The sequence below is a fragment of the Actinomadura sp. NPDC048021 genome (assembly GCF_040653135.1).
In the GTDB taxonomy this organism is placed as follows: domain Bacteria; phylum Actinomycetota; class Actinomycetes; order Streptosporangiales; family Streptosporangiaceae; genus Spirillospora; species Spirillospora verrucosospora.
The window spans coordinates 109,399-122,580 of the sequence record NZ_JBEZJQ010000003.1 but is presented as its reverse complement, the minus strand read 5'-3'; the positions used below and the strand labels follow the sequence as shown (position 1 = coordinate 122,580).

At 73.9% G+C, this 13,182-nt stretch carries 12 protein-coding genes; 6 read left to right on the top strand and 6 right to left on the bottom strand.

The features are described from left to right. Positions 1-25: 25 nt before the first annotated feature. Positions 26-814 carry an ABC transporter ATP-binding protein gene (locus AB0C87_RS06440; RefSeq protein WP_360576736.1) on the bottom strand — a complete coding sequence of 263 codons (789 nt, stop codon included), beginning with the start codon at positions 812-814 and terminating at the stop codon, positions 26-28. A 226-nt stretch (positions 815-1,040) separates the two neighbouring features. Here AB0C87_RS06440 and AB0C87_RS06435 point away from each other — a divergent pair, with 226 nt between their 5' ends. Continuing rightward, positions 1,041-1,808: a hypothetical protein gene (locus tag AB0C87_RS06435; protein WP_360576735.1), complete on the top strand. Its 768-nt coding sequence runs from the start codon at positions 1,041-1,043 to the stop codon at positions 1,806-1,808. A gap of 175 nt (positions 1,809-1,983) precedes the next feature. Here the strand turns inward: AB0C87_RS06435 and AB0C87_RS06430 are convergent, their stop codons facing one another. The 5 genes from AB0C87_RS06430 to AB0C87_RS06410 form a co-directional block, all read right to left on the bottom strand. Further along, positions 1,984-2,700, bottom strand: a complete 717-nt coding sequence (locus AB0C87_RS06430; RefSeq protein WP_345187354.1) for an RDD family protein — start codon at positions 2,698-2,700, stop codon at positions 1,984-1,986. An 88-nt stretch (positions 2,701-2,788) separates the two neighbouring features. Beyond that, complete coding sequence (locus tag AB0C87_RS06425; RefSeq protein WP_345187352.1) at positions 2,789-3,133, bottom strand: DUF2752 domain-containing protein; 345 nt, start codon at positions 3,131-3,133, stop codon at positions 2,789-2,791. Between the two features lie 530 nt (positions 3,134-3,663). Then, positions 3,664-4,449 carry a protein phosphatase 2C domain-containing protein gene (locus AB0C87_RS06420; RefSeq protein ID WP_345187349.1) on the bottom strand — a complete coding sequence of 262 codons (786 nt, stop codon included), beginning with the start codon at positions 4,447-4,449 and terminating at the stop codon, positions 3,664-3,666. Between the two features lie 37 nt (positions 4,450-4,486). Continuing rightward, positions 4,487-5,188, bottom strand: coding sequence for a response regulator transcription factor (locus tag AB0C87_RS06415; protein ID WP_345187347.1), 702 nt, complete (start codon positions 5,186-5,188; stop codon positions 4,487-4,489). Beyond that, positions 5,185-6,324, bottom strand: coding sequence for a GAF domain-containing sensor histidine kinase (locus AB0C87_RS06410; RefSeq protein WP_360576734.1), 1,140 nt, complete (start codon positions 6,322-6,324; stop codon positions 5,185-5,187). Before AB0C87_RS06410 ends, AB0C87_RS06415 begins: the two co-directional genes overlap by 4 nt. Before the next feature lie 214 nt (positions 6,325-6,538). Here AB0C87_RS06410 and AB0C87_RS06405 point away from each other — a divergent pair, with 214 nt between their 5' ends. The 5 genes from AB0C87_RS06405 (at position 6,539) to AB0C87_RS06385 (ending at position 13,180) form a co-directional block, all read left to right on the top strand. Beyond that, positions 6,539-7,207 (top strand): SDR family NAD(P)-dependent oxidoreductase, encoded by a 669-nt coding sequence (locus AB0C87_RS06405; RefSeq protein WP_360576733.1) that lies wholly within the window; start codon positions 6,539-6,541, stop codon positions 7,205-7,207. A gap of 23 nt (positions 7,208-7,230) precedes the next feature. Then, a complete protein-coding gene (locus AB0C87_RS06400) occupies positions 7,231-8,562 on the top strand; it encodes an MFS transporter (RefSeq protein ID WP_345187339.1) in 1,332 nt (443 codons plus the stop codon). After that, positions 8,559-9,602: an S-adenosylmethionine:tRNA ribosyltransferase-isomerase gene (locus AB0C87_RS06395; protein ID WP_360576732.1), complete on the top strand. Its 1,044-nt coding sequence runs from the start codon at positions 8,559-8,561 to the stop codon at positions 9,600-9,602. Before AB0C87_RS06400 ends, AB0C87_RS06395 begins: the two co-directional genes overlap by 4 nt. Before the next feature lie 63 nt (positions 9,603-9,665). Further along, positions 9,666-10,868: a phosphoserine phosphatase SerB gene (gene serB, locus AB0C87_RS06390; protein ID WP_345187334.1), complete on the top strand. Its 1,203-nt coding sequence runs from the start codon at positions 9,666-9,668 to the stop codon at positions 10,866-10,868. Between the two features lie 62 nt (positions 10,869-10,930). Then, positions 10,931-13,180 carry an FUSC family protein gene (locus AB0C87_RS06385; protein ID WP_360576731.1) on the top strand — a complete coding sequence of 750 codons (2,250 nt, stop codon included), beginning with the start codon at positions 10,931-10,933 and terminating at the stop codon, positions 13,178-13,180. Positions 13,181-13,182 lie beyond the last annotated feature (2 nt).

The window sequence follows — 13,182 nt, the reverse complement described above, 5'->3', positions numbered from 1 at the left end:
GGTCGTTTGTGGCATCCCGCCCGGTTCAGCGGGCCGAGCGGGCGTACCAGCGGCCGTTCTGGCGGTCGATCGTCAGCGGGAGCCCGAACGTCTCCGACAGGTGCCACGGGGTGAAGACCTCGTCCACCTTGCCCTGGGCGACGACCTGCCCGCTCCGCAGCAGCAGCGCGTGGGTGAAGCCCTCCGGGACCTCCTCCACGTGGTGGCTGACCATCGCGATGGCGGGCGCGGCCGGATCGTCGGCGAGCGCGGCGAGCCGGGCCACGAGGTCCTCGCGCCCGCCGAGGTCGAGGCCGGCGGCGGGCTCGTCGAGGAGCAGCAGCTCGGGGTCGGGCATCAGCGCGCGGGCGATCTGGACGCGCTTGCGCTCGCCCTCCGACAGGGTGCTGAACGTCCGGCGGATCAGGTCGGCGGCGCCGAGGGCCTCCAGCAGCGCGACGGCCCGGTCGAGGTCGGTCGAGTCGTACTCCTCCTGCCAGCGGCCGAGGATCGCGTACGAGGCGGTCAGCACCAGGTCGATGACCGTCTCACCGGCCGGGACCTTCTCCGCGACGGAGGAGCTGGCGAGGCCGATCCGCGGCCGCAGCTCGAACACGTCGGTGCGGCCGAGCTCCTCCTCCAGGATCGAGACGCTGCCCTCGGTGGGATGCAGCATGGCGGCGGCGATCTGCAGCAGCGTGGTCTTGCCCGCGCCGTTCGGGCCGACGATGACCCACCGGTCGCCCTCGTCGACCGTCCATGTGACGTCGCGCAGCAGGGTGGCCCCGCCGCGCCTGACCCCGACTCCGCGGAGTTGAAGCACCTCGCCTGCCATCGCGCGCCTTCGTCCCCAATCCGGTGGTCCGTGCTCCCGCTTGCAGGAAAGAACCTATGCGATCCGGGGCGGCCGTGGCCCCCCGGGATCGCACCAGGGGAACGGCTTCGGAACACCCCCGCGCCGCGAGAGGTCCCTTACGTCCGGTGGCACCGGCGATCCGAACGCTTATCGTGGATCGCATGCCCATTGCGGAACGCACGAGACCGAGAATGAGCACGGACGTATGAGCAGGGCCGTCGCGATCGCCCTCGTCGCCTGGGGCAACGCCTGGCTGACGGGGCACGTCGGCCTGGACGAGGCCGTCGACGAGGTCGAGAAGAGCGCGGGCCCGCAGATCGTCGGCGGCGAGCCCGCCGAGGTGACGCTGCGGCGCGGCCTCGGCGACCTGCGCGTCGGCGGCCTGGCGGCGCTGCGGCTGGCCCTGCCCGAGCCGGGCGACCCGCTGGGTCTGACCGGGCCGCCGTCCTTCAACGCCGCGGCGATCGAGGCGGGCGCCGCCGCCGTCGCGGTGCTGGACGGGCGGGGCATGGGGCTCGTCCCGTCGGAGGACCGGCGCGGCTCGTCCTACGTCGGCGTCCGCTGGACGACGCACGACGCGTCGGCGGCGCCGCCCGACGTCCCGTCCCTCGCGGAGGCCGACCGGCGGCTCACGCTCGCCATGCGGGACGCCACCGAGGCGCTGCTGGCCGTCGACGACTTCGCGGGCGTGCCGCCCGAGATCGCGGACGCGCTGGTCGACCTGCGCGACCCCGACCGCGGCGACCACCCGCTGTCCCCCGGCTACCCGCCCCGCGCCCACCGCGTCGCCGCCCTCGCCGGCCGCCTCTCCCTGGTCGTCGACCTCGCCCGGCAGATGGACGACCGCGGCCTCAGCGCCGACCAGATGAGGCGCCGCGGCGAGGCCCTCCGCCTCCTGGACGCCGCCGTGCGCCGCGCCCTGGTGGCGGCTTGCAACAGTGCCTTCGACCCGGTGCCCGGAGCGGAGCGCTAGCGGAGCGGAGGACGCCGGGTCGGACCCGCTTCTTGCCGGGGGGCGTGGGGGGTCGCCCCCCACAAAGAAACTTCCCCGATGCCCGGAGCCAAGCGCTAGCGAAGCGCATGGCACCGGGTCGGGACAGCGAAGCGGGGCGTCCCGGGTGGGGCGCCCCGCTGTCGTGGGTCGTGGGTCAGGCGCGGACCACGATGGTGTTGCAGATCTTGTCGGCGAAGGTCTGCTTGCGCTCGTCCCACAGCGGCCAGAGGAAGCCGATGTAGCACAGGAAGCTGTCGGCGACGTGCGCGATCTTGCGCACGAAGGCCATGCCGAAGCCGATGGGCTGGCCGGTCTGCGCGCTGACGAGGCGGATGCCCATCTGCCGCTTGCCGATGGACTGGCCGGTGGTGCCCTCCTGGTAGCAGATCCACAGGCCGCCCGCGATGGAGATGGCCGCGCCGATCAGCATGAGCAGGAGGCCGAACAGCGCCGCGCCCGAGCTGCCCGAGCTGGAGAGAATGATCATCAGGATGTACAGCACGAACACCGGACCACCGAAGATCAGGTAGTCGATGATGTAGCCGCCGGCGCGCGAGCCCCACTCGGCGAGCTGGCCGCCCGAGCCGTAGTGGTGGTGGTGCACCTCGTAGCCGGGCTGCGAGGGCCCCGACGGGGCGCCGTAGCCGGGCTGGGCCGGGGGCTGCTGGCCGTACCCGGGCTGCGCCGGGGGCTGACCGTAGCCCGGCTGGGCCGGGGGCTGGCCGTAACCGGGCTGCGCCGGGGGCTGACCGTAGCCGGGCTGCCCGCCGGGCTGGCCGTAACCGGGCTGGGCCGGGGGCTGCTGGCCGTACCCGGGCTGTTGCTGCCCGTAGCCCGGCTGCTGACCGTACGGGTCGTAGGGGTTGCCCACACTTGCTCCTTATTGATTGACCCTGTGGTTATGTGACGCCCGCCGGACCCGGTGGGCTCCGCAAGTCTGACCGAGGACCGACCGCGGCTCAAACCCGCAGAACACCGAACCGGACGAGCTGCCACAGCTCCGACCCGACGAGGGCGGTGCCGAGCATCCAGGCACGGGTCTTCGGCTGGAGTGCCCACCACCGTTCACCCAGCCCCAGCGGTGCGGCGGCGACGGCGACGGCGCCGGCGAGCGCGACCGGGTTCGCGAGGACGGCCTGGCCGGGACGGCCCGAGCCGAACTCGATGAACACGGTCGTGCCCCCGCACAGGGGACACGGGATTCCGGTGAGCGCCCGCAGGGGACAGAGCACGCCGGGGTCGTTCACGCGGTGGATCCATGACGCGCCGATGGCCGCGACGGCCATCGCCGCGACACGCAGCACCGCACCCTGGGGTCCGTGCCGCGCTGCGGTGAGGGTCCGGCTGACGATTCCCCCGAGAGCACCTCGCGGTGCACCGGCGGACGCCGCCCCGGGCGCTCCCCCCAACGAATCCTCCGCCTCGATGACATACAGGTGAGTGACCCGTATATCGGGTGCACCCGGAGGCGGGTCAAGTCCGGGCAACGATCCGGTGTCAGACCGTTACTCAGTGCTCGGCTACACCACCTCTGGGGCAAGAGTAGGACAAATCACCTGCTACATGGGCACTCTTTCGCGTTCCGAGCATGAATGAATCGTCCGGTGCGGGGCGTGCGGCGAACGGGACGTGCGCGCGGGCGGGGCGAGGCCGGGGATGCGCCGGGGACCGGGGAGAACGGCGCGGCATTCTGAGGGCGCGGCGTGGCGCGCGGGCGGGCGGAACGGCGCATCGCGCCTGGCCCGGGGGCATCGAGGCCCGAAGGATCGTCCGGCCCGAGGAGCGTCGGGCCGGGTCCGGCGTCCGGCCCGCGGGGTGCGGGGCCGGGCGGGCGTCAGGCCTGGGCGGCGGCGCCGACGACGACCGGCTCCTCGGAGCCGGACAGGTGCTCGGCCTCGACGACGTCGGCGATGACGGCGGTGATGTTGTCGGGGCCGCCGTTGTCGCGGGCCATCTCGATCAGCCGGTCGACGGCGCGCTGCGGGTCGGCCTCGGCGGACAGCACCTCGTAGATCTTCTGCGCGTCGACCGGGCCGCTCAGGCCGTCCGAGCACAGCAGGTACCGGTCGCCGAGACGGGCCTCGCGCAGCCGCAGGTCGGGCTCGCGGTCGTCGCGCCCGTCCAGCACGCGGTACAGCACGTGCGAGAGCCGGGACGTCTCGGCGGGATCGGCCTGCTGGCCGGCCTGCTCGGCCTCCGCCTTGAGCAGCTCGTCCATGGTGTGGTCCTGCGTCATCTGGAAGAGCTCGCCGTCGCGCAGGAGGTAGCCGCGCGAGTCTCCGACGTGCGCCAGCGCGACGGACTCGCCGGACCAGAGCATGGCGGTGAGCGTGGTGCCCATCCGGCTCAGGTCGGGGCGTTCCTCCCGGACGATGCGCAACTTCTCGTTGGCCTCGGCCACGGCGCGACCCAGCATGTCGACAAGATCGTCTTTGTGGGCGTCGGCGTCCAGCGAGCGCAGTGAGCCGATCACGGTCGAGCTCGCGACCTCGCCGCCGGCATACCCGCCCATGCCGTCCGCGACCGCGATCAACCGCGCACCGGCGTACCCGGAGTCCTCGTTGTTCTCCCGGTTGCACCCGATGTCGCTGCCTGCTGCGTACCTGATTGCTACGTTCATACCAATTTCGATGACGATCCTGTCAGAGGAGTTTGTATCAGCCGCGGGCGTTGGTCTTCCCGGTTTCCCCGGCGGCACTCGTGTTTCCGACACCGTGCCGGACCGCGTAGAGCGCCGCCTGCGTCCGATCCTGGACTCCCAGTTTCATGAGCAGATTACTGACGTGCGTCTTGACCGTCTTCTCGGACACCACGAGGGCGCGGGCGATCTCCCGGTTCGACCTGCCCCGCGCTATGTGCACGAGCACCTCCCGTTCCCGTTCGGTCAGCGCGGCGAGGCCGCGGTCGTCCCGTCCCGCGTCACCCGCCGTCCCGTTCCGCAGCATCGCCTCGGCCGCGTCCGGCGCGAACAGGACGTGCCCGTCGTGGACCGCCCGGATCGCCTGGACGAGCGCCTGCGGGTCGACGTCCTTGTACAGGTACCCGGCCGCCCCGGCCTGGACCGCCGGCAGCACGTGCCCGCGTTCCGTCACGCTGGTCAGGACGAGGACCCGTGCGGCGACGCCGCGCGCCCGCAGCTCCGCCAGCGCGGTCAGGCCGTCGGCGCCCGGCATCTTCAGGTCCATGAGCACGATATCGGGCTCCAGGGATTCGGCCAGTGTCACGGCCGACGTGCCGTCCTCGGCCTCGCCCACGACCTCGATGTCGTCCTGGATGCCGAGGAAGGTCCGCAGTCCCTGCCGGACGACCGGATGGTCGTCGGCGATCAGGACCCGGATCGGCCCGCGCGCGGCGCTCACAGCGGCACCTCCAGCCGGACCGTCGTGCCTCCGTCGGGCGCGGCCTCGATCGCGAGTTCGCCGCCGATCGAGTACGCCCTCTCGCGCATGGAGGTAAGACCCAGCCCGCCTTGGGGCTCCACCTCGGACGCGTCGAACCCCGCGCCGTCGTCCGAGACCTCCAGGACGGCCCGTTCGTCCTCCGTGCGGAGCCGGACCTGCACGGTGTTCGCCCGGGCGTGGCGCAGCGCGTTGTAGAGGGCCTCCTGGGTGATGCGGAAGGCGACGGCCTCGTGCTCCTCCGGCAGGACGATCGCTTCGTCGGCGCAGAGGCGGACGTTGGACTCGTGTGCGCGGTCGAGCACCTCGACGTGCTTGCGCAGCGACGCCACGAGGCCGTCCGCCAGGTCGGTGGGACGCAGCTCGAAGATGACGGCGCGCAGTTCGGCGAGGGCCTCGGCGGCGAGCCGCTCGACCTGTTCGAGCTCCCGGACGGTCCGGACGGGGTCGCGTTCGGCCAGCGCGGAGGCGGTGCGGGCCGTCAGCCGCAGCGAGAACAGCTTCTGCGCGACGGCGTCGTGCAGCTCCCGGGCGAGCCGGTTGCGTTCGGCGACGACCGTGAGCTCGCGGTTGTGCTCGTAGAGGCGGGCGTTCGCCATCGCGATCGCGGCGTGCGCGGCGAACAGGGTGAGCAGGTCTTCGTCGTCCTGGGTGAAGCCGCCGGGACGGCGCTTGTTGGCCAGGAAGACGATGCCGAGAACGTCATCGCCGTCGCGGATCGGCACGCCGAGGAAGTCCTTCAGGACGGGGTGCGCGACCGGCCAGCCCTCGAACTCGGCCTCCTTGCGGATGTCGCCGAGCCGTTTCGGCGCGTCGCTCTTCAGCATCGCGGCGAGCATCCCGTGCTGGCGGGGCAGCGGGCCGATCCGCTCCCACTCCTCCTCCGAGACGCCCTCGACGACGAACTCGGCGAACGAGCCCTCGTCGTCGGGCACGCCGAGGGCCGCGTAGCGGGCGTCCAGCAGCTGCGCCGCCGCCCGGACGATCACCTGGAGCACCTCGTGCACGGACAGGTGGCGGGTCACGGCGAGCACGGCGGAACTGACGGCGTGCAGGGTCGCGCCCTGGTCGCCGCGGCAGCCCTCGTCCGTCGCCATTCCGGCCTCTCGTCCTCCCCCGTCCGGGCGCCCCTCGGCGCCCGCATGTGAAGACCGTACTCTCTAGGCGGGTCTTCTCGAATCAGCCGGCGGGAGTACGTGCCGCGGTGCCCCTCCCCGGGGCGCGGGACGCCGGTCCTAGGACCATCCGACGAGCCCCCGGTGGACCCGTCGGCCGATGCCGCCGGGCGCGCCGGTCCCTAGCGTCGAGGGCATGAAGACGGCACTGATCACCGGAGCCTCCCGTGGCCTCGGCCGGGCGCTCGCCCGCACCCTCGCCCGGGACGGCTGGACCCTCGTCGTCGACGCCCGCGACGCCGGCCCGCTCTCCGCGGTCGCGGCCGAGACCGGCGCGACCGCGATCCCCGGGGACGTCGCCGATCCCGCGCACCGGGCCGCCCTCGCCCGCGCGGTCGCAGGCGGGCTCGACCTGCTCGTCAACAACGCGAGCACGCTCGGCCCGACGCCGATGCCCCGGCTCGCCTCGCTTCCCCCGGACGCCTTCGCGGACACGCTCGCGACGAACGTCGTGGCGCCGCTCGCGCTGATCCAGGCGGTCCTGCCCGGCCTGCGGGAGCGGCGCGGCGCGATCCTCAACATCACGTCGGACGCGGCCGTGGAGGGCTACGAGACGTGGGGCGGTTACGGAGCGTCCAAGGCGGCGCTGGAGCAGTTGTCGAACGTCCTCGCGGCCGAGGAGCCCGACGTCGCGGTGTGGTGGGCGGACCCGGGCGAGATGAACACCGCGATGCTCCGCGCCGCGGGCGAGGATGCGGACGCGGCCCCGCCTCCCGAGGAGGCCGCCGCCGCGCTGCACCGGCTCGTCTCCGGCCGCCTTCCGAGCGGGCGCCACCGCGCGGCGGACCTGGCGGCCGCGCGATGACCACCGTCCTTGATCATGATCAGGTGACAACAAAGCAGGGCATATTGGGCACCGGGTTCCGGGCCGCGACGCTCGGGATCGTCCTGGTCGTGACGCTGCTGGCGTTCGAGAGCATGGCCGTCGGCACCGTCATGCCGGTCGTCGCGAACGATCTGGACGGCCTGTCCCTGTACGCGTGGGGCTTCAGCGCGACCCTCATCACCAGCCTGCTGGCCACGGTGCTCGCCGGCGGCTGGGTCGACCGGTCGGGCCCCACCCGGCCCTTCCTGCTCGGGCTCGCCGTGTTCGTCGCCGGGCTCCTGATCGCGGGCGCGGCGCCGTCCATGTGGGTGTTCGTCGCCGGGCGCGCCGTCCAGGGCCTCGGCACGGGCGTACCGCTCGTCGCCCTCTACGTGGTGATCGCCCGCGTCTACCCGGAGGACCTGCGGTCCCGGGTGTTCGCCGCGCTGTCGGCCGCCTGGGTGCTGCCGTCGCTGGTCGGCCCGGCGGCCGGCGGCGCCCTGGCCGAGCACGCCGGCTGGCGCTGGGTGTTCCTCGGCCTCGTCCCGCTGGTGATCCCGCCGGCGCTGATGCTGCTCCCCGTGCTGCGCGGCATCGCGCCCTCCGGCGCCGCCCGGGCCCCCGGCAGGTCGCGGTACCCGGCCGCCCTCGGCGTCGCCGCCGGCACCGGCGTCCTCCTCTACGGCCTCGACGGGGCGGACTGGAAGCTCCTGCCGGCCGTGCTCGTCGGCCTCGCGGGCCTGGCCTTCGGGCTGCCCCGCCTGGTGCCTGCCGGAACGCTCCGGCTCCGCCGCGGGATGCCGAGCGTCATCCTCGTCCGGGGCCTGCTGTCGGGGGCCTTCTTCGGCACCGACGTCTTCATCCCGCTGGCGCTGACCCGGCTGCACGACTTCAGCGCCACGCAGGCGGGGATCGTCCTGACGGTCGGCGCGCTCGGCTGGTCGGCGGCGTCCCAGATCCAGGGCCGCTCCGAGCGCCCCCGCGAGTTCTACGCCCTGCTCGGCGCCGTGCTCGTCACCACCGGGATCGTCCTCGCCACCGTCGCCCTGCAGTTCTCCGGCTGGCTCGCCGCCCCCGCGTGGATCGTCGGCGGCGCCGGGATGGGCTTCTCGATCGGCAGCCTCTCCGTCCTGCTGCTCGACCTGTCGGCCGAGGACGAGCAGGGCGTCAACTCCTCCGCGCTGCAGATCAGCGACACCCTCGGCTCGTCCCTCGTGGTCGGGGTCGCGGGCGCGCTGGTCACCGGCTTCGGCGCCGCCCGGCTGGACGTCGGGCTCGCCGTCGCCGGGGCGCTGTTCGCCGCGATCGCCGCGTTCGGCGTGATCGCCGCTCTCCGCCTGGAGGTCCGGACATGACCGTCGACTTCACCCTCCCCGCCGCGCTGGAGGCGCACGAGCCGCCCGAGGCACGCGGCCGGGCCCGCGACGGCGTCCGGCTCCTCGTCTCCCGGCGCGCCGCCTGCGAGGTCTCCCACCACGCGTTCCGCGACCTGCCGGGCCTGCTCGACCCGGGCGACCTGCTCGTCGTCAACACCTCGGCCACGCTGCCCGCCGCCGTCCGGCTCGACCGGATCAGCGTGCACTTCTCCACCCCGGTCCCCGGCGCCGACGACCGGCTGTGGCTCGTCGAGCTGCGCCGCCTCGCCGGCAAGGCCGGCCGTCCGTACGCCGGAGGCACCCCCGGCGAGTGGATCCCGATGCCCGGCGGCGCCACCCTCACCCTCGTCGGACGGCACGCGGACCGCGCCCGAGGAGTGTCCGACCGGCTCTGGCAGGCGCGCCTGAGCACCGACGTCGTCCCCTACCTCCGACGCCACGGCGTCCCGATCAGGTACGGGTACGTCCGGCGCGACTGGCCGGTCGCCGCCTACCAGACCGCCTTCGCCCACGACCGCTCGTCCGGAGGCGCGGAGATGCCGAGCGCCGCCCGCCCCTTCACGCCCGAACTCGTGACGCGGCTGGTGTCGCGCGGCGTCCTGATCGCCCCGATCAGCCTCCACACGGGCGTCGCGTCCCCCGAGGCCCACGAGCCGCCCTACGCCGAGCGCTACAGCGTCCCCGAGCCGACCGCGGCCCTCGTCGGGCACGTCCGGGCCCGGGGCCGCCGGGTGATCGCCGTCGGCACCACCGCCGTGCGGGCGCTGGAGACGGCCGTGGACACCTCCGGACGCGTCCAGGCGTCCTCCGGCTGGACCGAGCGCGTCGTGACCCCCGAGGACGGTGTCCGAGCCGTGGACGGCCTCCTCACCGGCCTGCACGAGCCGAGGTCGTCCCACCTGATGATGCTGACCGCCATCGCGGGCCGCGACCTGCTCAACGCCACGTACGAGGCCGCCCTCGCCGAGCGCTACCTCTGGCACGAATTCGGCGATCTGAACCTGATCCTTCCCGGATAGCGTCTCGCATGCCGGACCTGGCGGGCGGGACGCCCGGCGCGGCCGGTACCGTTGACAACAGCTATGGACGGGTCAGCAGAGCGCACGCTGCTCATCACACTCACCGGCCGCGACCGCCCCGGCGTCACGTCGCGCCTCTTCCGGACACTCTCCCAGTTCCCCCTCACGGTGGCGGACGTGGAGCAGGTCGTCATCCGCGGACGGCTCGTCCTCGGGGTCCTGCTCGCCTACACCGAGGGCGCCGACATCGGGCGGGTGTGGAACGCCGCCGAACGCGTCGCGAACGACCTCGACATGGAGATCGAGCTCTCCACCGGGCGCAACAAGCGGATGCCGAAGCGCAGCGGACGCCTGCACGTCACCGTCCTCGGCAACCCGCTCATGCCCGCCGCCATGGCGGGCATCGCCGGGCGGATCTCCGCGCACGGCGCCAACATCGACCGCATCGAGCGCCTCGCCCAGAACCCCGTCACCTGCATCGAGATGGACGTCTCCGGCGCCGACCCCGACGGGCTGCGCGCCGCGCTCACCGCCGAGGCCGTCGAGCAGCGGGTCGACGTCGCCGTGCAGCACAGCGGCCTGCACCGGCGCGCCAAGCGGCTCATCGTCATGGACGTCGACTCCACCCTCATCCAGGGCGAGGTCATCGAGCTGCTCGCCGAGCACGCCGGCTGCCTCGACGAGGTCGCCAAGGTCACCGAGGCCGCCATGCGCGGCGAGCTCGACTTCGAGGGGTCCCTGCGCGAGCGGGTCGCGCTCCTCGCCGGGCTCGACGCCTCCGCCATCGACTCCGTCCGCGACCGGCTCCGCCTCGCCGCCGGCGCCCGGACCATGGTCCGCACCCTCAAGCGCCTCGACTACAAGTTCGCGATCGTCAGCGGCGGCTTCACCCAGGTCACCGACGCCCTCGTCGAGGACCTCGGCATCGACTACTCCGCCGCCAACACCCTGGAGATCCAGAACGGCAAGCTCACCGGGCGCGTCACCGGCCAGGTCATCGACCGCGCCGGCAAGGCGGCCGCCCTGGAGCGCTTCGCCCGCGAGGCCGGCATCCCGATCAGCCAGACGGTCGCGATCGGCGACGGCGCCAACGACCTCGACATGCTCCAGGCGGCCGGCCTCGGCATCGCCTACAACGCCAAGCCGGTCGTCCGCCAGGCCGCCGACACCGCCGTCAACGTCCCCTACCTCGACACCATCGTCTTCCTCCTGGGCATCTCCCGCGAAGAAGTGGAAGCCGCCGACGCCGAAGACTCCCAGGCATAGCCCGGGGTTCCCGGGCGTCGCAGCCACTGGGAAAACCCAGCGCCTGGGGGTAGACAGGCCTCATGCTGCGGCGGGCGCGGGGGGCTTACGCCCAGGTGCATGGGCAGGCGGCGCCCTTCTACGGGCTCGCCGCCGCCCTCGCGGTCTCCGTGCCGCTGCTCGTCGGCGCGCTGAACGGGCACGCCGCGCAGGGATCCATGATCGCGCTCGGGGCCTATCTCGTGGCGCTGCGCGCGCCGGAGGGCCCGTACGGGTCGCGGGCGCGCAACCTCACGGTCGGCGTGCTGATCGTCGCGGTCGGGTCCGGGGCGGGCGGGCTGCTCAGCGGGCATCTGTGGCCGGCCGTGGCCGTCGTGCCGCCGCTGGTCGCGCTCGGCGTGGCGGTGCCGCGGATCGGGTCGACGGCGGGGCTCGCGGTGCTGCTGAGCGCCGTCCGGCCGCCGTCCGCGGACGTGGTGAACATCGGCCTGCTGGAGCTGGTGGGCGGGCTGCTCACGGCCGCGCTGCTGCTGGCGCCGTGGCCCGCGCGGCGGCTGCGGCCGCTGCGGGAGGCGCTGAGCGAGTCCGCGTACGCGGTCGCCGAGGCGCTGGACGCCGTGGCGCAGGACCTCGGAGCCCGCGACGCGGGTCCCCTCGACGCCGTCGAGCTGACGAACCCCGACCTGCTCGCGGTCACCCGCATCCCCGACTGGGAGGCCAAGCGGCGCGCGGCGTCGGAGTCGCTGACGGCGGCGCGCGCCACCTACGAGCTGTACCGGTCGGGGCGGGCGGGGAACGAACCCGCGAGGCCCGAGCGGGTGATCGACGCGCTGGGGCGCATCCTGCACGAGACGGTGACGCTCCAGGCCGTCCTGGAGGCGGCGAAGAACTACCCGCCGGACCGCGAGTGGGAGATGGAGACGCAGACGGCGATCTCCGCGCTCGCCGCCCGGCTGCGGCTGCTGGCCGGGGCGCTCGCCACGGCGGGAGAGGCGCCGCTCGGCCGCGAGGAGTCCGCCGCCGTCCGCCGGTTGGTCCGCTCCGCGGAGCAGATCAGGCGCGCCGGACTCGCCGGCGACGAGGACCTGGTCGCGGTCGCGCTGATCGGCCAGGTGCGCCGCTCCGTCGACCGCATCGCCGGCGAGGTCGCCTCCCTGCGCCGCCTCGTCGCGGGAGGCCTGCGCATCGGGTTCGCCGCGCCGCGGATGCCGGGCACGCTCGACCCGATGCCCGCCTGGGACCGGGTCGCCCGCGCCGTCCGCACGCGCTCCCCCACGTTCCGGCAGGTGGCGCGGGTGTACGTGACGGCGGTCGTGTCGATGGCTCTCGCCGCCTCGCTGGGGATCTCGCACGGCCACTGGCTGACCATCACCGCGATGCTGAGCCTGCGCGCCACCTACGGCGAGACCGTGGACCGGCTCGTCCAGCGCGTCGGGGGCACCGCCGCCGGGGCCGCCGTCGCCGCGGTCATCCTGACGCTCGCGCCCGGGCAGGCCACCGTCGCGGTGATCGCGTTCTGCTTCGCGGGGGCCGGGTTCGCGATGCGGTCGGTGAACTTCGCCTACTGGGCCCTGTTCGGGACGCCCCTGGCGATGATGCTGCTGGACTTCTCCGCGCCCGCGGACTGGCGCACCGCCGGCGAGCGGATCGGCCTCACCCTGGCCGGGTCGCTCATGGCCTACCTCGCCGTCCTGCTGCTGTGGCCCGCCGGGCACCTCGAACGGATGCCCGGCCAGCTCGAACGGCTCCTGCGCACCCACGCCAGGCTCGTCCGGGCGGCGGCGGACGTCCTCGCCGGGGAGCGGACCCGGCTGCCGCACGACGCGATCGTGACGGCGGAGCGGGCGGCGGAGGCGGTCGACGAGACCCGGACCCGGCTCGGCCACGAGCGGGTGCCCGACCTCCACCTGATCGACCTGCTGCGCAGGGCCGTGGCCGCCGCGCACCGCGCCCGCGATCACCTCGTCGCGGTCGCGAAGCTGTCCCGCGAGCGGGCCGTGGACACCGGGCCGATCCCCGAGATCCTCGACCGCCTCGCCGACCAGCTGGAGGAGGCGGCCGGCCTGCTGGAGGAGCCGGGGGAGCGCGACCCGGAGGCCGGCGCGCCCGTCGAGGAGCTCTCCGACGAGCTCGCCGAGCTCGACTCCTACCTGTCCACGCTGACCCGGCGGCGCCGCGCGGAGATCAAGGAGGGCGTCGGCCCCGACGAGCTCACCCCGCTGCGGCACGCCCTGCTGCAGGTCTCCGGGACCCGCTACACGATCGGGGAGCTGCGACGGGACGTGAACCAGGTCATCGCGTCGTCCCTGGAGGCCGCCGAATCGCGCCCGTGAGC